Here is a 22,719-nt window from a genome sequence, read left to right on the forward strand (position 1 = left end):
GGCAGCCAAAAGGCCTGTCTCAGAGAAACAAAGGGCAAGATTCATTTCGCATTTAAAGCGCCCTTTGTTCTCCCGCCCTCTACCGTGAGCCGACTCCAGATAATTCGAACAAAAACCATCGTCGTATCTTTCCAGAAAGCGCTTGCACTCAAGAAAATTCAACCACACCTCTCTACAAACTCTTGAATACCGAGCGCCAAACTTGGACTTACTCGATCATCTTCTTGAAAATCACAAGCTCATGATCCCTGACGGCATATATCGACTCATACTGAAAGGAAAACAGGAAACGCGTTTCCATGGCTGCTGTAACCTCGGCCATAAAACGATCCAGCTCATGTGCACTTTCCTCCAGCGTACTTATCGGGCAATGCACTACCAGTCTCGCGCCTATCATCCAACCCAAAGGATCCGCTTGATCCGTAGCGATACCTTCCAGACACGGATAATCGCTGTATACGAAAAAAGCATTCGACTCTGAAAAACTCCCGGAAAAGCCGGAACTCTCGAGTTCAAGCGAGGCCCCCATCGTTGCGAGCACATTCTTTATTTTCTCGACGGGAGGATGCCCCTCAAACTCGAACACCATCATTATGCTCATGGCTTGCGTACCTCAATCACTCGGAACTGGCCATCTTTCAATAAGTAAAGCTTCTTTAAATTCGGCACTGGATATTCTGCAATGTTCTTTTCAATGTCGTCAAAACCTAGCGGCGAATCTGCAAGATTCAAAACGATTGTTTGCGCCTGCTTCAAAACTTTATCCTTGATCGTTTGCGATACAGAATATGTGCTTCCGGTATGAGGCGAAGCCACATCCGCTATCTCTCCGTTGATTTTAAGATCCGGATTTGCCGCATTTTTCTTAACATTAGGAAGCTGCTCCACATCAAACCCTGCATTAGCAAGAGCCTTGGCAGCCTCGTTCTGCCTCTTGATAGAGCGAACCATATCTGCCGAGGCATTCCGTGGCGGAAGTTCGGGGTCTCCTGACAGAGAACCTATTTTGGGTAACGTCGAAACACCTGCCTCACTGTCGGTCAACCCGCCCGTTGATGGAGGCTTGGAGTCGATCACCGGTACATCCGAATCCCGCACAACCCCCTGCAGCTTGTTGATTTGATTCTTGATAAGGTCCAGATCAAACGATGCGCTGATTTTTTTGACAGTCTCAACCGTAACGTCAATGCCCATCCGCGACAGAGTCAGGGCGCTATTTGCCGAACTGCTCCCGCCGCCGGCCAACAGTTGTACAACCAGGGCCACTGCCTGACCCATTTGCCTGCCAAGGTTTTCTGCGTTGGCATCGCCGCCCTCAACGACGGCCTGGCCGATTTGATCTATCTGGGACTTGAAGGCAGCAGCCACTGCTTTACCTAAAAGCGCCTGCGCTTCATCGGAAGCTGCAAAATCCTTGACCGCTTGCCAGCTTTCCAGCGGATCGCGCAAGAGCATGACGGCGCTATCCAGGGTCCCCAGGCCTGCTCCGGCCATACCGTCCGTGAAACCTTTCATGACGCCAGTCGTTGTCAGCAGATCCTGACGTACCGAGGTAAGCCCCCACTTCTGGATAATCGCCATTTTCTTGAGCAGATTAGGCTCTTCATCCAGTTCCTTTTTGGCCTGGATATATTGCTGCGTCGCCAGCCAGTTGTTATCGACGTTCGCAACAGCCGCATTGTTGGCAGTGGCTGCACCGTTGGGGTTACCCGCTGCAGCAATGGCGGTAACCAGGCTGGTGATGAGGTTACGTTTGGTTTCACGGTCTGCTGCCGTTTCAGTCGGATCCGGATCTGCAAACAGTGCTGTCAGAACACTGGCTGCTGCTCCACCCAGCGCCCCCGCCGAACAGCTCTGATTGCTGGCAGCCGCACCGGCACAGCCGAGAATCGCATGCAGGCCGGCGTGTACCGGGCTACCTTCTTTTAGTCCTTTTACAACCAACCGCCCGATGTAATCCGATCCCTGTTGCTGAACATAGTTAACGACCATGTTCTGGGCGAACTGCGCACTGCTCCCTGTCACACCTCCACTGACACCCGCAACCAACGCAGTCGTGATCTGCCGATAAGTACCTCCAGGCCCCCAGTTCTTGTTGATGTCCTGAATCTGCTGAGTGAGTTGGAAATAGTTGGCCCGGTGGATCGCCTTGTCGGCGTCCGACAACTTCGGATCATGCGCAGCAGCCAGCTCTTTATCAGCTTGTAGCTTCTTGGCGTCGGCTTCCTTTGCACGACTTTCGATGAACTGCGAAACGTTCTGCACAAACTTGCCGACGATTTCGAAATCCACACCAATTTCCTGGGCGTCGAAAATCGGTTTGAGCTTGTTGCTGCCGTCACGATCGCTGGACACATCAGTGTTGATCGCTGCGATTGTTTGCTCAGCGGTTTTTCCGGTCAGCTCCTGTTGTTTGCCACTGTTAGTGATGGTTACGGCGGCACCGCTGATCCCGCTGTGAGTGGTGCTGCTCGAATCACCGCTGGCAAACAGGACGATCGGTGTATTGGCGTTCGCACCTTCCTTGGAGGTTACGACCGGGCCGCCCCGGGCCGGCGTGCCACTGGCGTTGCCGCCTTCTTTCACATTGAAGCCATAACCACCACTGAGATTGATGCTGCTTGCGTCGTACTCGGCCTTGTTCTTGATGTCGGAGGTGGTCAGCGTGCCCGTGCTCAAGGTGTTTTTGCCATCGGCGACCGCTTTGTCGGTGCTGGCGATTACCGCCCCGACCAGATCGGTATTGCCCTTGACCTCGACCTGAAAGCCCCCGTCGCCAGCCTTGATGCCCGATTGCTCGGACACACTGGCGTACTCGCTTTGCATGTGCTGCGCAGCAATCCCGCCACTGACGCTACTGGTGCCGTAGCAGAATGGCGGAACGCAGATACTCAACCCGACGTTTGCACTCAGCTGTCTGGACGTATAGGTACTGGTGTCCTGCTGACTCTCGACATTGAGATCACCACCGACCTTGACCTTGACCGCTTCACCGGTGGCCACAGCCCCTTTGATGTTGGTGTCACCACTGCTCTGCAGGCTGAGCGTCTGACCCGACTTTATTGAGGTGTTGGTATGGGTGACATCATCACCATCGCTGCTGCCACGTCCCTTGTTGGCAGCGAGCTCGAAGGTGATGCCGTTGCTTTCGCCGAAACCGAAACCGATGCCTGCGCTCCAGCCACTGTTGCTGTTGGCGCTTTGTTGATGAGCGGTATTTTGCGCGGACAACAGATTGATTTCGCCGTCGGCCTTGAGGCTGACATCGCCGCCGCCTTCGATCCGGCTTCCCACCACATTGATGTCACTGTCAGCACCGGCTCCCGTAGCAACAATGTTGACGTTGCCACCGGCGACAACATCGCTGGCGACGACATTGCGGCCACTCTGGCTGCTGTTCATCTGGCTCTGGCTGTTGCTCAGATTGACGCTGACCTTAACGCCGCCTACCGGGTTCTGCATCATCGCCTGGCCGGCATCAAGTGCCTGATTGGCACTCATGGCGGCGTTCACCGCTGCCAGCGCCACCATCCGGTCATCGCTGGTTTTCTGCGCCGCCTCACCCATTTGCTGAATGCCACGAAGGGCATCAACCAGTGGAATGCTGACCGTCCCACCGATAGCCGTGCGGTTTGTACTGGCTGTCTTATTCGTATTGAGCGTATCGAATCCCGCCTCGATATCGACGTGTTTGGCTTTTATATCGATGTCACCCTCAGGCGTAACCAGTTGGCTCGCGCTCTGGGTGTAATGGTCCCCGGCAGTCAGGGAAATATTTCCGCCCAGGGAGGCGATCTGACTGCCCGACTGACGGGTCGAATTGCTCTGATCGGTTTCCTTCGTCTTCACAACCCCGGTAGCGGGCTGCCACCAGGAGCCGATTTGTCCGGATTTCGTACTGCCGGATTTCGAGCTTGAGGACTGGGTGTTTTCGGCGCTGGTTATTTCCAGATTTCGCCCGGCATCGATGCCGATATTCTTGTCGGCCACGAGCGTACTGCCCTCGACAACCGAATCGCGGCCACTCTTGATCTGAATACTGCCGGCACTGATGTCGCTGCCGATATTCTGCGTGGACGACTGTTGGGCATGCTGGGATTTCTGGGTCGACGAAAGCTCGCCCGACAGCGAAAACCCTGTCTTGCCGGAGCTCTTCGACTGGCTGGAGGTTTGCGTCTCTTGAGCAGCACCAATCAGAACATCATTGGCCGCAGTCAGCTTCACCTCGTTTTCCGCACGCAGGGCAGCCGCTTGCAACGTAATGTCGTTATCCGATTTAAGCTCGATATCTTTTGCACTGAGTTCAGTGCTGTTCAGGCGTGTCTGCGTCACTTCACTGCTGCTGGACTTGCTTTTGGTCCAGCCTTTTTTCGATGACGCATTGGCTTGGCTGTAGGTGTCCTCAGCAGCGAGCAGGTTGATATCGCGACCTGCGGTAGCGAGCAGCGTTCCATCGCTGTTGAGCTTGGCGCCGGTCAGATTGATGTCCTGCCCCGCCGACACCACCAGCTTGGAACCCGCTTCGACGGTCGAGCTGACGGACAAGACCGTCTCGCTTTCACTCATCGTCGACTTTTTCTTGCCGAACGAGCCTTTTTTGGTTTTCGAGTAGTAGTCGTAATCGACATCTTCTGCCGTTGCGATATTCACGTCATCACCGGCGAACAAGTACGCCTCGTTGCTGGCGCTGATGCGGCTGGCTATCAGGTTCAAATCCTTGCCTGCACTGACAGCGATGTCACGACCGGAGTTGATCACGCTCGACTGCTGGGACACATTCAGGGATTCAACCTGGGTGCGCTTGCTACGCGACACGAATTCGCTTTCATTCGCAGCAGAGGTCACGAGGACATCATTGCCGGCGCTCAGGCTGAGATCCCGTTTGGCATCCAGGCGACTGGCCACGACTGCCACATCATGATCGGCACTGATCGAAAGATCCCGCCCTGACGTCACTTCAGCGCCATGCTGAGTAATGGTCTGATTGAGGAATTTGCTGCCACGCGAATCCGTGTAACGCTCCTGTACCGAAGTGATGCTCACATCACGCTCGGCATCAAGCGTCATGTCCCCACCGCTTTTCAACACACCGCCGGTATTGCTGATATCGCGCCCGGCGTTGATCTTCAGATCATTGGCCGCTTCGATCCGTGCAGCGTTGTTGAGCACGTCGCGATGCTGCAGCGTGCCGCCGTAGTTGGTGTCGTAGCTATACACATCACGCTGATTGATCACATCGCCACGGGTGGTGGTCAGGCTGACGTCCTTGCCGGAAATAATGCCGCCGGACTTATTGATGATGTCGTTACCGGCCTTGAGCCTCAGGCGATCCCCGGCTTCGATCAATCCGCTGTTGGTGAGGTTGTTTTCGGCCTCTGCCCACAAGTCGTTCGAGGCACGCAGCGTACCCGCGTTGTTCAGGTCGGTACCGGCGATCAGGGTCACGTCGCCGCCCTGAATCAATGCGCCGTTCGGCGCCAGTCGGTTATTCGCCTGGGCCAGATACAGCACCGGCACCAGCACTTTCTCACCGTTCACTTCGTGTTCTTCGAGCCAGACGATGTCGTGGGTCAGCGCCGCCACTTGCTGGGCCGTCAGCGTCACGCCCATCGACAGGTTGAGCTCGTTCTTGCTGGTGACGGCGTTGTTCATCAGGTACTTGAACATCGCTTCATCAGACGTCTGGCCGTCGATAAAGCGCTGGCCGGTCCGGGCCACCACGGCTTGCTGCACCAGGCGTTGTTCAAACAGGCCATCGCCCAGGCGCTTGGCGCTGTTGTCGGGGTCATAGCCAAGTTTGGCCAGCAAGTAATCGGAACTCATGAACTGCTTGAGATCGGTCAGCGCCGGATTGGTCTCGATCAGATATTTGTGCGGGTTAGAGCGCACGCTGGTATCGGGCAGGCCCTGAACACGCGGAACATTGAAGGAAGCGTTGCCACGATTGGGCAGCATTACACCCACCGGCCCGTCACCGGCGACAGCGCCGACATAGACCTGCACGGCCTTGTCGTTGAGATCGAGCGAAAGCCGGGCGGCCAACGCAAGGTCGCGATTTTTTAACGACACAGGGTCATTCTGGTCGAACTGGTAATCGCTGGCCTTTCTGACCGGCATACCGCCCGCATGGCCCGATGTGGCGGCGGTGACGGAGCCAATCGTCCAGGACTGGCCCGCCACCAGAGTCGGCTCACTGCCCCCCTTGCCACTGAGACGGAACAAACCGTTATCACCGGTTGGCAAGGTGAATCCCGGCAGTGCCAACGGATTGACTTGTTGTTGCGCAAGATCCGGAGGCAATTGCGGATTCAAGAAAACCACGGTGGGTTTCGCCGAGTTTTTCACCCCGGTGTCTGCCGTGCCTTTTACCGTGCCGTCGAAATGGGTGTACGGGTTGAGGTTGCCGTTGCTGATCGTGGTTTTAGCGTTGATCCACACGGCTTGCCCGGCCTGGACGATAGAGGAAACACTACCGCCGCCGTTGGTGAAGATCCTGCTGTCGTCTTTGAGCTGGCCGGCTAATATCGCGCCGGGAACGGCAACTTCCGGCCCGACGCCAAAGTTACTGTTTACGGTCGTGGTTTTTTGTTTCCCCAGATCGATCAGTTCATCGCGAGAACCGCCCTTGTCAGGCTCGTGCACCGTTTTCATGTATCGGTAAACGTACTGCGAGTTTCTTCGCGCATAGTCGTTCACCTGACCGCTGAAATTGCCAACGAGCTGGTCGGGGATGTAGGAGAGCTTATAGGTTCGTGAACGAGTAAAGCTGCCTGACTGCAATCCACGATTGTCGAATGAATCAACATCCAGCGTGATGTTTTTCCCGGAAGAGATCGAAGAAGCAATATTGGAGAACGCTCCAACGTTGGCGTTTATGTTTCCCGATACCGATACCGATGCCTGAGGCCCACTGATGGAAGATTGCGAGTCATAGCGTTCATTTACGTAAAAAGTATTGGTTCCCCAGTCCAGGGTGATATCCCCGGAGATAAACTTCTCTTCGCCAATCACCCCTTCAGTCTTGTTATTGAAGCTATTGGCCGACAGCGAGAAGTCACCATCGACATTGATCGAGGCTGCAAGGTTGTTGACGCTGTTCGCGCGTCCGCCGTATTGCCCGCCAATCGTCAGGTTACCAATGCTGTAGACGTCACCGGTCTGGTTGGTGAACTCATTCACCAGCAGGTTCATGTTGCCGCCGCTGAAGATCAGACCGCGATTATTGGTGAGGCTGGCCGTTGTGATCGTCAGATCCTGCGCAGCGCCCAACGTACCGGTATTGCTGACGCCGCCGGCATTGATCGTCATCGCATAGCTGGATGTCAGACGTCCGCCGGCGTTGTTCAGCAGGCCGCCGACGTTAACGGTGGTCAAGCCACTACCGCCGATACTCGCAGCGCTGGTCAAGCCCAGTTGCGCCGCTGTGAAGGTCATATCCCCCAGGCTGCTGACCCGACCATTGCCGCCGTAAGCACCACCGATCTGGAAATCCATGCTGCCATCACTGGCGATCAACCCGTCGTTGCTCCAGTTACCGCCGCGCGCCACCAACTGGTTCGAAGCGAGCAACTGACCGCTCGAGGTCTGCACGAAATTGCCGACATTGACCGTCAAGCGCCCGGCCTGGATCACGCTGCTGTTGGTCCAACTGTCGGCGTTGAGGGTCAAGCCGCCACGAGTCACCAGCGAGCCGCCGGCGTTCATCACGTTAGCCGTGGAGATACCGAACTCGCCCAACCCGACATGTGTCACCGAACCGCCGGCATTGAGGAAGCTTGGTGCGGCCAGGGTGAAATCGGTGTTGGCGGTTTCCACCAGGCCGTTGCGGTTGTCGAACAGGCTGCCGATCTGGAAGTCGGTCTTGCCGCTGGTGCCCAGGGCGCGCAGTTTGCCGCTCTGGTTGTCGAGGTTGGTGGCACGCACAGCCAAGGTGCTGGCGCTTTCGATCAGGCCACCACGGTTGCTCAACCCAGTGCCCGCACCGAGATCGATGACCCCGCCGCTGACCTGCCCGCCATTGTTGTTCATCGAGCCGGTGCTGACCTTTACCAAGCCTTTGGCATAGATCCCGCCACCGCTGTTGTCGAGCGCATTGGCGCCAGCGTCGAGCAGGATGTCCCCGGTATTGGCGGCGATACGGCCGCCATCGCTATAGATGCCGCCCAGTGCACGCAGGTCGAGGCGGCTGCCTTCGATCTTGCCGCCCTGGCCGTTGCGCAACACGCCGGTCAGACGGGTTTGCAGCAGGCCCTTGAGACTGGACAGCATCCCGCCCCGGTTGTCGAGACTGGCAGCGGTGATGTTCAGATCGCCGGTCTGAGCGATGAGTTTACCGCCCTGGTTGTCGATGGCCCCGGTACCGGTGTTCACGGTCATCGCAGTGAAACTCTGCACCGCGCCTTTGCCATTGTTCAGCGCGGCGGCGGTCAGGTTGACGGCGGCATCGCGGCTGGAGATCAGGCCGTCGGCGTTGTTGTACAGGGTGCCGTCGGCCTTGAGGTCGAGTTGGCCGTTGGCCGAAATCGTGCCGCCCGCGCTGTTGTTCAGATCACCGTGGGTCAGCAGGTCGAGCAGGCTCTGGCTGATCAACTGGCCGCCGCGGTTGTCGACGCTCGCTGAGCGCTTGATCACCATCGGCCCGCTGCTGCCAAGCGCGCCGTTGACGTTGGTCAGGGCGCCGAGCAGGTCAAGGGTGACTCTGTCGTCACCGACCAGACTACCGCTGGTATTGTTCAATTGGCCGCCGGTGAAGGTGAGGGCTTTTTTCGCGCTGACGTTGCCGGAAGTGTTGTTCAGGCTGGACGAGCGGAGATCAAGGGTGCCGTCACTTTTGATCAATCCGCCCGAGGTGTTGCTGATCGTGCCGCCGGCCACGGTCAGGATCTGCTTGCCGCCACTGCTGACGGTGCCGCCGCTGTTATCCAGATTTGATGCCTTGATGCTCACATCGCCGGCACCACCCACGCCCCCCTTGCTGTGGTTGAGCAAGGCGCCACTGAGATCGATGCTCACGTCTGCGAACCGGCTGGAAATCGCGCCTTCCTGGCTGTTGTCGACAGCGCCGCCGCTGACGCTCACGCCCTTCCAGCCAGACACCAGACCGGCCTGATTCTTCAGTTCAGCCGCCGTCACGGTCAGTTGATCGTTGCTGATCAGGTTGCCGCCACGGTTATCCAGACTGTTGCCGGCGAGGCTGAAGCTGTTGACGCTGGAGATCTCGCCCTGCTGGTTGTTCAGGTCAAGCAAGGTGGCGATGCTCAGCACGCCTTTGCTGTTGATCACGCCGCTCTGGTTATTGAGATCACGCAGATGGGCAAAACTCAACAGCCCTTTGCTGCTGATCAGACCGTCCTGGTTGTTCAGATCCTGCGCGGTGGCGCCCAGATCAATCGCGAGGCCCGAGACGCCGACAAGCGTGCCGCCCTGATTATTCAGACCGGTGCTGTTGAGGTTCAGCTGCTGCGCGGCGCGAATGCTGCCCTTGCCCTGGTTGTTCAGCAAGCCATCGACAGTGACGTCGATATTGCTGTCGCTGAGCAGTTCCCCTTCGCCGCTGTTATCCAGACTCGCCGCCCGAATCTGTAAGGCTGCCGCCGCGATCTTGCCTTTGACCGACGTCAGCGCGTTGTCGATTTTCAGCGTCAGTTTCTGGTTGCTCAGCAGTTGTCCAGTGCTGTTGTCCAACGAATGAGCAACCAGCTCAAAGGCCTGATCGCTGGAGATCTCGCCGCCCCGATTGTTCAGATCGGCGAGATTTTTCAGCTGTAACCGGTTCGGTGCGTTGATGACGCCGCCCTGATTATTCAGCGAACCACCGTTCAGATCGACACTCACGTCTGCGCCGCTGAACAACTTGCCACCCTGTTGATCAAGTCCTCGGAAATTGGCGATCAGCGTCTTGCCAGCACCCAGACTGCCACCGGTGTTGGTGACCTGACCGGCAGTGATTTCCACCTGGTCGTCAGCGTAGATGCTTGCCTGGCTGTTGTTGAGGGCGCCGGTATTGATTTCCAGTTTTGCCTTGCTGCTGATCACACCGTTTTGCTGATTATCGAATGCGCTGCTGTTGAGGATCAGATTGCTGTCAGTCAGCAGTTTTCCGCCCTGGTTGCTAACAGCGTCACGGGTGTCGACGGTGAGCGCCTTGGCGCTGGAGACGGTGCCGGCATTGTTGTCGAGACTTTGCGCAGCGATCGCCAGAGTACCTTCACTGACGACACTACCTTGCTCGTTGTTCAGATCCGCAGAGAGGCTGATCGCGAGATCTTTCTGGCTGGTGACACGTCCGCTGTTTTCCAGCGTCTTGCCGGTCAGCGTCAGGCCTGTATCGCCAGACAGCAGGCCTTTGTTGCGGTTGATGACTTCGTTGACGGTCAGCGCCAGATTGCCCCCCGCGAGCATGTAGCCACTGTCGCTGTTATCGAGCCACGCGCCGATCAGACTCACTTCGGCCTTGCTCGACAGTTCACCGCTACGGTTGTCGATATGGTCGATGGTGAGTTTCAGCGCTTTTGTCGCGCCTACCAGCCCCTCCTGACGGTTATCCAGTTTTGCAGCGACTACGGTCATGCCGTTATCGGCGATGACCACACCACCCTGGTTGTCGAACAGGTCAGTCACCGCGAGGTCGACATCGCCCCGGCTCAGAATTTCACCCTTCGTGTTGTCCAGACTGGCGCTGCGCGACTCGAGGCCGGCGGAGGCGATGAGGCCTTTGACGTTGCTCAGGGCACGATCGATGAGCAAGGTGATTTTTTCATTGCTGAGCAGTTTGCCGCCATCGTTGTTCAGGCTTTGGGCGGTCAGGTTCCAGGCTTTGGCAGCGGAGATTTCTCCCCCGCTGTTATTCACGTCCTTGAGGTTTTTGAGCAGCAGCTGACCCGGCGTATGAAGATAGCCGCGCTGGTTGTCGAGCAGGCCGTTGTTCATGTCCAGGGTCAGGTCGGCGTTGCTGAACAACTCGCCGCCGTCCTGCTCCAGCGAAGTGAGCGAAGCTTGCAGCTTGTTCTGGCTGCCGATGGTGCCGCCGGAGTTGTCCAGGTGCGCAGCCGTGAGTAACAGCGTGCCGTCGGTGGCGAGACTGCCGCCCTGACGGTTTTTGAATTCCCCGGTGGTCAGGGTCGAATCGGCCTTGGCGCTGATGATCCCGTTGTCGCTGTTATCGAGGCTGGCGCTATTAAAGATCAGGCCCTTTTGCGAGGCGATGAGACCGCCCTGGTTCGCCACCGCACCGACGCTGGTCAACGCCATCGCTTCGAGGCTCGACAGTTTGCCCAAACGGTTATCGAGGCTGCCGGCCGTGAGGGACATCTGCCCCTCGCTGCTGATCAGGCCGCCCTGGTTGTCCATAATGTCGTCGAAGGTCAGCACCAGCGTGTTCTGGCTGACGATGCGCCCGCCAACGTTGCTCAGGCCGATACCGCTGAGGGTGCTCGCGCCTTTGCTGAAAATCAGGCCGTTGGTGGCGTTGATGATCTGCGCGACTTTCAGGCCCAACGTGGTGTCGGACAGCACTTTGCCGCCCTCGCTGTTGTCCAGGCGTGTGCCGTTGATGTGCAGGTCTTGCTGGCTGGAGAGCGAGCCGCTGCGGTTGTCGATCTGCTCGACGTTGACGGTCAGGGTCTTGAGCGAGCCGACGAGACTGTCCTGGCGATTGCTCAGCGTCTTGCCGGTCAGCAGCAGATTGCCTTCGGCAACCAGTTCGCCACCCTGCTGGTTGAGGTTCTCGATATTGGCGTCGATATCGCCCTTGCCGGAAATGCGCCCGGCATCGTTGGTCACCGTTTTGGCCTTGAGGCTCAACAACCCGCTCGACGTGAGCAGGCCGCCATTGCTGTTATCCAGCGTGTTGCCTTCGAAGGTCAGCGCGGCTTTACTTTCGAGGCGCCCCTTGTCGCGGTTGTCCAGTTCACTGATCAGCAGTGTCGTTGCCTGATCGGCGCGAATTGTCCCGCCACGATTGTCGGTCTGGGTACTGCTGATGGTCAGGGTATTGAGGCTGGAAATCTTGCCCGCGCGGTTGTCCAGGCGCGTGGCCTGCACGTCCATCGCGCCGTTGGCCTGTATCAAGCCCTTGTTCCGGTTGTTCAATTGATCGCTGATGCGGGTGCTCAGCGTGCCTTCACTGGTCAACTGACCCTGTTGGCTGTTGTCGAGTTGTTGCGTTTTTACCGTCAGAGTCTGTTTTGCACCGATCCTGCCGCCACGGTTGTTGATTGCGCCGAGTGCACTGATGTCCAGCAAACGCCCGGCCATCATCAGACCCGCAACGTTATCCAGCGAGGTGACGGTCAGTACGGTGTCGGTCTGGCTGGTGAGTTCGCCGTCAGCGTTGATGAGCTGGCCGATATTGGCGGTGAGGCTGGCGCTGCTGTTGATCACGCCTTTGTTGTTCAGTACCTGACTGGCATTGAGGCTCAATGCGCCATTGCCCTGCACCTTGCCGGCGTTACGGTTATCCAGCGTTCCCGCCGTGATCGCAGTAGTTTGCCCGCTGAGTGTGCCGCCCTGGTTGTTCAGCGTCTGTGCGGTGTTGACCGTCAGGTTGCGGCTGGCGGTGAGACTTTTGCCGCTGTTGTCGAGGTTCTGCGCAGTCAGGTTCAGATCACCGCTGGCGTTGCGGCTGCCGTCGGCATTAACGCCCGACTCGATGGCGCCGGCGTTGGTCAACTGGCCACCGGCACTGAGGTTGATGCTGTCGCGAGCGGCAAGGGTCTGCCGGTTGGTCACGCTGCCCTGGGTCTGCACACCCAGTGCGGTGCCGGCGTAGACCGGCCCGCGTGCGTCGAGGCTGGCGGCTTTGACGTTGACTGCACCGGTTGCCGAGGTGTCGGCCAGACTCAATTGACCGTTGGCGTCGAGCTGGATATCACCGCCGCTGGCGATCAGTTTTCCGTCGAGTTTCACCCCGACCCCGGCTTCTGTGCCGACCAGTTTGATCGCCCCGGCGTACATGCCGCCCAGCGCCGATGAGTCGATGGCCAGTTGCGGTTTGCCGCTGCCATCATCGGCACGCGCCGTGGCATTCAAGGTCTGTGCGTTGACGTCGTTGCGCCCGGCCACAATCGTCAGGTTCTGTGTCTGGATCTCGGCGTTGATCTTTGCGCTGCGGGTGATGATTTCAAAGCGATCGACGTTGGTCGCATTAAGACCTGAACCTTCGATGGCCACAGAACCCTGATCAACCTGAAAGCGATCCAGACGACCGTTGTCGAGTACCGGTTTGCCGGTGGTCAGCGTCACGCGCGGCGAGTTGATGAACCCGCAACCGTTACAGGTAATGCCATACGGGTTGGCGACGATGACCCGCGCCGATTGCCCCGCCACTTCTGTGTAACCACGCAACTGACTCGGATTGCCGCTGATGACTTCGTTGAGAATCGCCTGCGCCGAACCGCTGTTCTTCAGGTTCGGGTTGCCGATGACATGGCCGCCCAGTTGCGTGGCAGACGTCTGGCTCGAGCCGTTGTTGAGGATGACGCCCTGCGCCCCGACGTTGTAATCGTGGAACTGGTTGTGCGACAGCCCGCTGCCATTGGGCGTGGCAATGTTGATGATCGGCACACCGTTGCCGGCGTGATCCAGCGAAGTGTTCGGATTGGCCACCACAATGCCGTCGGCCTGTGCCCACATCGGTTGCCAGAACATGACGTTCGCCAAAAGAAATGCCAGCCCGCGCTTGGGCATGCCCAGGAACGACTCACGGGTTTTCACGGCAGCAGGAGACTGGCGAGCGAGAAAGGCGTATTGGCGAACGTCCATGTTTAATTCTCATTGCAACGGCAAGGGATCGGGAAAAACGACAGGCAAAGCAATCCCTGTCCGGCAGGAAACAGCCATGCCGGAAGAGTGGAAGAAAAACGATGGGGATAAATGCGCGCGTTGGTCAGAACGTCCAAAACGATGCTAAACGTTCGCAAGATGGCCTGCGAAAAGTCTGTTCGATCCCTCGAAACCGCACGCTGATATCAACGTGATGGCGCGATGGTAGATTGCCATCATTCTGGCGTCAATAAGCCGTGACGCAGCATTTTCGACAACCGCTCTAGAACGAAGCTTTGCGCGACGATGATGATTTTTTGGCGTAAATGGCGACTCGTTAGTCAGACGATTTGAGGCTGTTTTCGCAGCAAACCTCTGAACTTTTCACCGGGCACAGCCCTCAACCGGTTAACCCGCCTTAACCGGAACTGAGGCCTGCCCCCATGAAAACTCTGCTCAAGCTCACCCTCGCCGCCACGCTCGCCTGCGCTCTGCCCGTCTGGGCCTGTACGCCGGAAGAAGCCACCGCCAAACGCGAGCAACTGGCCAAGGAAGTCGCGAAGCTCACTGAGCAAAACCCGACCAAGGCCAAGGAGATCAACGCCGAGTTGCAGAAAATGGATCTGGGCACTGCCTCCGCCGATCTGCCGGACAAATGCCAGTTGATCGATCAGCGCTTGAAAGAGCTGGGTTCGGCGGAGAAAAAAACCGAGGGATAACACCGGCTCAGGCAACGGCAGGCTTTGCATCGATCAGGCTGGATCGATACAAAAGCCTGCATTCTTCTGTCCGGAGATTTGCATTAGTGCATTTTGTTATTTGCACAAATGCATATTCAGACCTAGGGTTACCCCGAGCCTGATCGGAACCGGCCATCGGAGATGGCAACCCTTGAACACCGATCACTCGGCAATAGCGTTATCCCGCAAACGCGGAACGTTTGTTTTCATTCATGGAGGATTGAAAAATGTTAACCACTGAAACAACGGCATTCACTGGCAACACCCTGCCCGAATGTCTGATCGGCCATCTGCTCGACCCGCAACTGGTCGAGGTCGAAGCGGCTGTTCAACAACGCGCCCTGGCTGCTGCCAGCCTGAACTTCACCATGCAGCAACAGACCCAGACCAACTGGTGCTGGGCCGCCGCTTCCGCCTCGGTCGGCAATTATTACGGCACCGGTTCCTGGACCCAATGCGCCGTTGCCAGCGCCGCGCTGGACCGCAACTGCTGCAATCAACCGGGGCCGTGCAACGTGTACGGCTATCTCGAAGTTGCGCTGAAGATCACCCGCAGTTTCAACGGCATGAATTCGGGCTCGCTGCAAATGTCGGCCATCCAGAACCAGATCAACATGGGCCGCCCGATCGGCCTGCGCTGTGCCTGGTACGGTGGCGGTGCGCACTTTCTGGCGATCTACGGCACCAACGGCAATTACGTGCTGGTCGCGGATTCGATCTACGGCTATTCGACCCGCGCACTGAACGCGTTCCCCGGCTCCTACAACGGTGGCGGCAACTGGACTCACACTTACTTCACGGCGAAAAACTAGGAGGGCGACATCATGCAACTGACTTATCCAAAGGCGCCTTCCAACGGCGTACAGACCTTGCGTCCGGTGCTGCAAGCCGCGCTGCAAACCCAGGGCTTTGGCATCAATCGCCAGTTCGCCAGTGCGGCGCCTGCGAAAATCAGCCTGAGCGAGGCCTATCGCGGCTACTCGCTCAGCCTGGAAGATCTGAGCGATGGCAAAGGCCTGAAAGACGCCCGGCTCGGTGACTGGCATTACCTGGTGTTTGCCGACGGTGTGTCGATTGCCGATGCGCAATTGGCCGAAGTCCGCGGTCACGTCGAGTTCGCCTCGTTGAACCACGGCAACCTGGCGGCCGCTACGGTCGATGCGCTGAAACTGGCCGAGCAATCGCCACAGTTGCAGGGCAGAACCGTTGAGCTGCGAGTGTTGTTCGTTTCGGCGCTGCACGTTGTAGCGATCTGGCTGCACGCGGCGGGTGAAGATGTGCTGATCCCGATCGAGCCGACGCCCAAGGAGTCGGCGCTGCCCGGGCTGTACAGCGAGGCAGCCCTGCTCGCGCAGCTCAAACCGATAGCCGATCAGGCCAAGCGGCGCTTTGATGCCGACACCACTGGCCTGCTGGGCAGTTGATAAACCCTGGCGATAAAAAAACCCGGACCATGTCCGGGTTTTTCTTTGCCTGCCTGAAACGACTTACTCAGCCGCCGGCGCTTCCGGCTTGCGGCGCTTGAGCGGAGCCATGCCATCGCTGCTCACCAGAGAGTCTGGTTTCGGACGATTAGCGCTCTTGCGCTTGGTCGGGGTCTTGGCGGCGGTTTTCTTCTTGTCGCCCTTGGCGTCGGTCTTTTTCTTCTTCACGCCGACGGCCTTGCCCGAGGCCTTGACCTTTTTCGGTCCGCCGTAGGTGCCTTTGACTTCCTTGATGGTGCGGCGCTCGAAGCTCTGCTTCAGATAGCGCTCGATGCTCGACATCAGGTTCCAGTCGCCGTGGCAGATCAGCGAGATCGCCAGACCGTCGTTGCCGGCACGGCCGGTACGACCGATGCGGTGCACGTATTCGTCGCCGCTGCGTGGCATGTCGAAGTTGATCACCAGATCCAGGCCGTCAACGTCCAGACCACGGGCCGCCACGTCGGTAGCCACCAGGATCTTCACGCCGCCCTGCTTCAGACGGTCGATCGCCAGCTTGCGATCCTTCTGGTCTTTCTCGCCGTGCAGCACGAACGCCTTGTATTCCTGGGCGACGAGGCGACCGTAGATGCGGTCGGCCATGGCCCGGGTGTTGGTGAAGACGATGGCCTTCTGGTAGGTCTCGTTGGCCAGCAGCCAGTTCACAAGCTGTTCTTTGTGCTGGTTGTGGTCGGCGGTGATGATCTGCTGACGGGTGGTGTCGTTCAGCTGGCTGACCGCGTTGAGCTGCAGGTGCTCAGGGTTGTTCAGCACCTTGGCGATCATCTCGCGCAGGCCGGAACCGCCGGTGGTGGCGGAGAACAGCATGGTCTGCTGACGGTTCGGGCATTCGTCGACCAGACGCTGCACGTCTTCGGCAAAACCCATGTCGAGCATGCGGTCGGCTTCGTCGAGCACCAGCACTTCGACTTCTTTGAGGTCGAGGTTGCCGGCGTTCAGTTGCTCGATCATCCGGCCCGGGGTGCCGATCAGGATGTCCGGCACCTTGCGCAGCATGGCAGCCTGGACCTTGAAGTCTTCACCGCCGGTGATCAGGCCGGACTTGATGAAAGTGAACTGCGAAAAGCGCTCGACTTCCTTCAGGGTCTGCTGGGCCAGCTCGCGGGTCGGCAGCAGGATCAGGGTCTTGATGCTGACGCGAATCTTGGCCGGGCCGATCAGGCGGTTGAGGATCGGCAGGACGAAAGCGGCGGTCTTGCCGCTACCGGTTTGCGCCGTCACCCGCAGGTCACGCCCCTGAAGCGCCAGCGGAATGGCCGCGGCTTGCACAGGCGTTGGCTCGACAAATTTCAGCTCGGCCACGGCTTTGAGCAGGCGTTCGTGCAGGGCGAATTGGGAAAACACGGGTGCTACCTCGAAGATATGCAAAAAATCAGCTGCATAGGTTACCGGTTTCGAGCGCTCAGGCCGAGTTTCTTTATGAAATACGCCGTAATCAGTGGCTTTTTTGTTGCTCGATTTGTCTCCAACGGTAATACACAGCGTCTTAAATGCTCTAATCGCCCGTCGCGTCTTACAGAAGAATCGTCTCGCTCATGGATTTCAAACAGCTCTGGCTCAACGCCCAAGACCTCTGGGGTACCCTCGAACAGCACCCGCTCCTGCACGCCGGCCTGGCTTTGCTCCTGCTGCTGGTGATCGCGCTGGTCCTCGGACGAGTGGCGCGCTACCTGATCCTGCATGCCAGTCGCATGCTCGGCCGCCAGCCCGCGCTGCACTGGATCAATGACTTTCGGCATAACAAGGTGTTTCAGCGCCTGGCGCAGATGACGCCGTCGCTGGTGATCCAGTTCGGCCTGCATCTGGTGCCGGAACTGAGCAAGACCGCCATGGTGTTCCTCGGCAACGTCGCGCTGGCGTTCACCATTCTTTTCCTGCTGCTGTCGGTCAGCGCCCTGCTCAATGCACTGCTGGACATCTACGCCCGCACCGAACACGCCCGCACCCGCTCGATCAAGGGTTATGTGCAACTGGCAAAAATGGTTCTGTACGTGTTCGGCGCGATCATCATCGTCGCCACCCTGATCGACCGTTCGCCGCTGTTGCTGCTGTCCGGTCTGGGTGCGATGTCGGCGGTGATCCTGTTGGTCTACAAGGACACCCTGCTGTCGTTCGTCGCCAGCGTACAGCTGACCAGCAACGACATGCTGCGGGTCGGCGACTGGATCGAAATGCCGCAGGTCGGCGCCGATGGCGACGTGGTCGACATCACCCTGCACACGGTCAAGGTGCAGAACTTCGACAAGACCATCGTCTCGATCCCGACCTGGCGCCTGATGTCCGAGTCGTTCAGAAACTGGCGCGGCATGCAGCAGTCCGGCGGACGGCGGATCAAGCGCAGCCTGTTCATCGACGCCAGCGGTGTGCGGTTCATCCGCGACGATGAAGAAGAAAAACTCTCCCAGGTGCACCTGCTGACCGCCTACATGGGCCGCAAGAAAGCCGAGCTCAAAGCCTGGAATGAGGCGCAGGGCAACGTCGCGGCGATGTCGGCCAACCGCCGGCGCATGACCAACATCGGCACCTTCCGCGCTTACGCGCTGGCCTATCTGAAAAGTCACCCGGAGATCCAGCCGAACATGACCTGCATGGTCCGCCAGATGCAGACCACGGCCCAGGGCATTCCGCTGGAAATCTACTGCTTTACCACCACCACGGTGTGGGCCGATTACGAGCGGATCCAGGGGGATATTTTCGATTACCTGCTGGCGGTGCTGCCGGAGTTCGGGCTGAGCCTGTATCAGCAACCGAGCGGTGGAGATTTGCGTTCCGGGATATTGCCGGCAGTCCTTGGCGCGAGCCATATTCCAGAAGCTGAAAAACATCTGATGTAGGGCTTTCTTGAACGCAACAAAAAAGACGCAACCCAGTTGCGTCTTTTTTTGTCCTGCCGATTTATCAGGCCTGCCGCTGCGGTGCCTTGTGCACCATGGTGTAGGCGTAATCGACGCCCATGCCGTACGCGCCGCTGTGTTCCAGCACCAGGTCCATTACCGCCTGATACGTGTCTTTGTGCGCCCAGTCACGCTGGTATTCGAGCAGCACTTGCTGCCAGGTCACCGGTACTGCGCCGGCCTGAATCATCCGCTGTACCGACATGTCGTGGGCTTCTTTAGTCGTGCCGCCGGACGCGTCGGTGACGATGTACACCTCGTAGCCTTCCGCCAGGGCTTCCAGGGCCGGGAAGGTCAGGCAGACCTCGGTCCACAGCGCGGCGATGATCAGCTTCTTGCGCCCGGTGGCCTTCACTGCGTCAACCAGCGCCTTGTCTTCCCAGGAGTTCATCGAGGTGCGTTCGATCGGCTTCTGCTCAGGGTGTACCGCCAGCAGCTCCGGCCAGATGTAGCCGCTGAAGCTTTCGGTTTCGACCGAGGTGTAGATGGTCGGCACGTTGAAGATCTTGGCAGCCTTGGCCAAGCCGACGGTGTTGTTCTTCAGGGTCTGGCGGTCGATCGACTGTACGCCGAAAGCCATTTGCGGCTGGTGGTCGATCAGGATCAGGGCGGAGTTGGTTGGGTTCAGCAGTTCACGGATAGACATGGCGCGTTCCTTTTGATGTCGATTCAGAGTTTCGATCAGGTAATGGGTGAGTCGAGTGGCTGGCCGTCTGCGGCGTTGTTGTCTCGGCTTGGATGTCACTTTAGGGGCTGGTAGATAAAGGGACAATTCCCTAAAATCGAGAATCATTGATTCTAAAACAGGGACAATCATGGATCGCATCGAATGCATGCGCGCCTTCGTGGTGACGGTCGGCGAGAACGGCTTCGCGGCCGCCGCCCGGGCCATGGACGTGCCCCGCTCGAAAGTCAGCAAACAGATTCAGGCGCTGGAAGAAGCCATCGGTGTGCAACTGCTGCAACGCACCACCCGCAGCCTGCACCTGACCGAGGCCGGAGCGGAGTATTTCGAAGCGGCGCGGGAAGTGATTGCGGCGCTGGACGAGGCCGAGCAGCGAGCTCGGGACGGGGTTGGCGAATTGCGCGGGGTGTTGCGGGTCAACGCGCCGATGTCGTTCGGCCTGCGGCGCTTGGGCAAGCTGATTCCGCTGTTCCACGAGCAGCACCCGAACATCGAGCTGCAACTGGTGCTCAGCGACCAGCAGGTCGATCCGGTGCGCGGCGGCTTCGACGTGACCATCCGCATCGCCAGCCTGCCCGACTCGACCATGATCGCCCGGCAACTGGCGCCTGCTCCGCGAATCATGGTCGCCTCCCCCGCTTACCTCGAGCGTGCGGGCACGCCGCAGACCCCGCAGGATCTGCGCTCACATCAATGCTTGAACTACGGCTATCTGCAGAGCGGGGTCAGCCTGCAACTGTGCAACGGCAAAGAAACGCAGCGGGTCAACGTGACCGGGCCGCTGCACGCCAACAACGGCGACTTGCTGGCGCAAGCGGCCGAGGCCGGCATGGGCATTGCGCTGCTGCCGGACTTCATCGTCGAAGAAGCACTGGCGGCCGGGCGACTGGTGCCGGTGTTGTGCGAATGGCAAGCCCCGGCAATCACCATCAACGCGGTGTATTCGTCAGCGCGGCGGGTGCCGCAGAAGACCCGGGCGTTTATCGAGTTTCTGGTGGGGCAACTGGCGCCGGCTTGCGAATCCCCAACCGGCTGATCCACACCGCCGCCAGAATCACGCTGCCACCGAGGAACAACCGCCCGAGTTCTTCATGCTGATTCCAGATCAGCAGGTTCAGCAGCAACCCAACCGGCACGTGCAGGTTGTTCATCACCGCCAGGGTGCCGCCGTTGACCAGGCACGCGCCCTTGTTCCACCAATACAAACCGAGTGCGGTGGAGACCAGACCAAGGAACACCAGCACGCCCCATTGCAGCGGTGCTTCGGGCAGGAAGTTGGATTTACCGAACAGCAGGAACGCCGGCAGCGCCACCGCCAGTGCGCCGAGGTAGAAGAAACCGAAACGTCGGTAGTGCGGCAGATCGCTCGGGTGTTTCGCCACCAGATGTTTGTACAGCACCTGCCCGGCGGCGTAGGTGAAGTTGGCCAGTTGCAGCAGCAAAAAGCCCATGAAGAAGTCCGGGTTGATCCGGTCGTAGCGAATCACCGCCGCGCCGGCGACCGCCACCAGTGCCGCGATCAGCGCCCACGGGTTGAAGCGTCGGTTGAGCGCGTCTTCGATCAGCGTCACATGCAATGGCGTGAGGATGGTGAACAGCAGCACTTCCGGCACCGTCAGCACGCGGAAGCTCAGATACAGGCAGACGTAGGTCACGCCGAACTGCAACGCGCCGATCAGCAACATGCCGCGCATGAACGCCGGCTCCACCGAACGCCAGCGGGTCAGCGGGATGAACACCAGCCCGGCCAGCACCACCCGCACCAGCACCGCGAAGTAGCTGTCGACATGACCGGCCAGGTATTCGCCGATCAGACTGAAGGAAAACGCCTGGATCAGCGTGACAAAAAGTAGATAGCCCATGCTCGCCTCGATTTCGAATGGCGGCGACGATAGCGTTTTTTGCCGGCCATCGCTAAATCCCGGGCAAAAAAAAGCCCGATCTCGCTAAAGCGTTCAATCGGGCTACAGCACTCAGGAGCAACAAGTGCAAAGGGAGGTTCGATGCGCGTAGAGCCTTGAAGGGGTTGCGCCAGGTCACTAGAACAATCGGCGATTATCTGGCGATTAACATATCAAGCGACCTGGGACAGTTTGGCGTTGGCCTGGTTGAGGCCTTTCTCTTGGAAGTCGCCGCCCAGGTTCATGCCTTCAGCGTGGATGAAGGTCACGTCATTAATGCCGATGAAGCCCATCACCTGACGCAGGTACGGTTCCTGATGATCCGCCGGGCCGCCGGCGTAGATCCCGCCGCGAGCGGTCAGCACGTAGGCACGCTTGCCGCTGAGCAGACCTTGCGGGCCGGTTTCGGTGTACTTGAAGGTCACGCCTCCACGCAGTACGTGGTCGAGCCAGGCTTTCAGGGTGCTCGGGATCGCGAAGTTGTACATCGGCGCGGCCATCACCAACACGTCGGCCGCCAGCAACTCATCGGTCAATTCGTTGGAACGGTCGAGCGAGGCCTGCTCGCTGTCGTTGCGCTGCTCGGCAGATTTCATCCAGCCGCCCAGCAGGTTGATGTCCAGGTGCGGCACCGGGTTCACGGCGAGGTCACGTACGGTGATCTGATCGGCCGGATGCGCCGCTTTCCACTGGCTGATGAAGGTCTGGGTCAGTTGACGGGAAACCGAGTCTTGCTGGCGGGCGCTGCTTTCGATGATCAGAACGCGGGACATGTTGTGTAGCCTCCATCCGAGAATGTTGTAAGTCGATGGAGTGAAGGTTAAACAGTGTCGTATCGATGAAAAAGCGCAAATAATTGCTGCAAAGCATCGAAAAATTCGTTTAGATGCAAGCCATACCCTGTGGGAGCCCGCCCCCCACAGGGCCGTGAGGCTATTTCGGGGTGCAGCTCAGTTTGATGCGCAGCTTGATGATGGTCCGGGTGAACTTGGCCGTGGCGTTCTTATGCTTGCCCGCGGCCACTTCGATGTTGCGGGTGCGCGGCGCTTCCGGGCCGTTGGTGAACACCACCTTGCAGGTCGCGTCGACGTCGCCGTAGTTGTTGACCTGGATGGAGCCGATGTCGTTATCGGTGTCGAACGCGTTGTAGTCGATCTTCAGGCCGTTGAGATCTTTCTCCACATCGATCGGGTACGCAAACGCAGTCAGCGGAAGCAGCGCCAGCAACACACAACAGAATTTTTTCATTCGGCA

At 58.7% G+C, this 22,719-nt stretch carries 12 protein-coding genes; 5 read left to right on the top strand and 7 right to left on the bottom strand.

What is annotated here, in order from left to right; translation table 11 throughout:
* Positions 1 to 208 precede the first annotated feature (208 nt).
* Positions 209 to 601 (bottom strand): hypothetical protein, encoded by a 393-nt coding sequence (locus tag L6D82_RS13020; RefSeq protein ID WP_236189416.1) that lies wholly within the window; start codon positions 599 to 601, stop codon positions 209 to 211.
* Positions 598 to 13,761 carry a hemagglutinin repeat-containing protein gene (locus tag L6D82_RS13025; protein ID WP_236189434.1) on the bottom strand — a complete coding sequence of 4,388 codons (13,164 nt, stop codon included), beginning with the start codon at positions 13,759 to 13,761 and terminating at the stop codon, positions 598 to 600. Before L6D82_RS13025 ends, L6D82_RS13020 begins: the two co-directional genes overlap by 4 nt.
* A 443-nt stretch (positions 13,762 to 14,204) precedes the next feature.
* Here L6D82_RS13025 and L6D82_RS13030 point away from each other — a divergent pair, with 443 nt between their 5' ends.
* The 3 genes from L6D82_RS13030 (at position 14,205) to L6D82_RS13040 (ending at position 15,925) form a co-directional block, all read left to right on the top strand.
* Positions 14,205 to 14,480 carry a hypothetical protein gene (locus tag L6D82_RS13030; RefSeq protein WP_007956561.1) on the top strand — a complete coding sequence of 92 codons (276 nt, stop codon included), beginning with the start codon at positions 14,205 to 14,207 and terminating at the stop codon, positions 14,478 to 14,480.
* A 248-nt stretch (positions 14,481 to 14,728) separates the two neighbouring features.
* The gene (locus tag L6D82_RS13035) at positions 14,729 to 15,313 is read left to right on the top strand and encodes a papain-like cysteine protease family protein (RefSeq protein WP_236189436.1); all 585 of its coding nucleotides are present in this window, start codon (positions 14,729 to 14,731) and stop codon (positions 15,311 to 15,313) included.
* Positions 15,314 to 15,325: 12 nt separating this feature from the next.
* A complete protein-coding gene (locus tag L6D82_RS13040; RefSeq protein WP_236189437.1) occupies positions 15,326 to 15,925 on the top strand; it encodes a hypothetical protein in 600 nt (199 codons plus the stop codon).
* Between the two features lie 63 nt (positions 15,926 to 15,988).
* Here L6D82_RS13040 and L6D82_RS13045 read toward each other — a convergent pair whose 3' ends face one another.
* Positions 15,989 to 17,329, bottom strand: a complete 1,341-nt coding sequence (locus L6D82_RS13045; RefSeq protein WP_236189448.1) for a DEAD/DEAH box helicase — start codon at positions 17,327 to 17,329, stop codon at positions 15,989 to 15,991.
* A 191-nt stretch (positions 17,330 to 17,520) separates the two neighbouring features.
* Here L6D82_RS13045 and L6D82_RS13050 point away from each other — a divergent pair, with 191 nt between their 5' ends.
* Positions 17,521 to 18,819, top strand: a complete 1,299-nt coding sequence (locus L6D82_RS13050) for a mechanosensitive ion channel family protein (protein ID WP_085747182.1) — start codon at positions 17,521 to 17,523, stop codon at positions 18,817 to 18,819.
* A 64-nt stretch (positions 18,820 to 18,883) separates the two neighbouring features.
* On the opposite strand, the gene L6D82_RS13055 is transcribed toward L6D82_RS13050, so the two are convergent.
* Positions 18,884 to 19,525, bottom strand: coding sequence for a hydrolase (locus tag L6D82_RS13055; protein WP_007956548.1), 642 nt, complete (start codon positions 19,523 to 19,525; stop codon positions 18,884 to 18,886).
* A 169-nt stretch (positions 19,526 to 19,694) separates the two neighbouring features.
* Here L6D82_RS13055 and L6D82_RS13060 point away from each other — a divergent pair, with 169 nt between their 5' ends.
* Positions 19,695 to 20,600, top strand: a complete 906-nt coding sequence (locus L6D82_RS13060; protein WP_085605645.1) for a LysR family transcriptional regulator — start codon at positions 19,695 to 19,697, stop codon at positions 20,598 to 20,600.
* Here L6D82_RS13060 and L6D82_RS13065 read toward each other — a convergent pair.
* The 3 genes from L6D82_RS13065 to L6D82_RS13075 all read right to left on the bottom strand — a co-directional run bounded on the left by L6D82_RS13065 (position 20,545) and on the right by L6D82_RS13075 (position 22,713).
* Positions 20,545 to 21,426: a carboxylate/amino acid/amine transporter gene (locus L6D82_RS13065; protein WP_085611579.1), complete on the bottom strand. Its 882-nt coding sequence runs from the start codon at positions 21,424 to 21,426 to the stop codon at positions 20,545 to 20,547. The two genes, L6D82_RS13060 and L6D82_RS13065, sit on opposite strands and share 56 nt — an antisense overlap.
* A gap of 212 nt (positions 21,427 to 21,638) precedes the next feature.
* The gene (locus L6D82_RS13070) at positions 21,639 to 22,238 is read right to left on the bottom strand and encodes an FMN-dependent NADH-azoreductase (protein ID WP_236189458.1); all 600 of its coding nucleotides are present in this window, start codon (positions 22,236 to 22,238) and stop codon (positions 21,639 to 21,641) included.
* A 160-nt stretch (positions 22,239 to 22,398) separates the two neighbouring features.
* Positions 22,399 to 22,713 (bottom strand): hypothetical protein, encoded by a 315-nt coding sequence (locus tag L6D82_RS13075; RefSeq protein WP_011332961.1) that lies wholly within the window; start codon positions 22,711 to 22,713, stop codon positions 22,399 to 22,401.
* Between the last annotated feature and the right edge of the window lie 6 nt (positions 22,714 to 22,719).

Origin of the sequence: Pseudomonas paraglycinae (genome assembly GCF_021601625.1) — a bacterium.
GTDB lineage: Bacteria > Pseudomonadota > Gammaproteobacteria > Pseudomonadales > Pseudomonadaceae > Aquipseudomonas > Aquipseudomonas paraglycinae.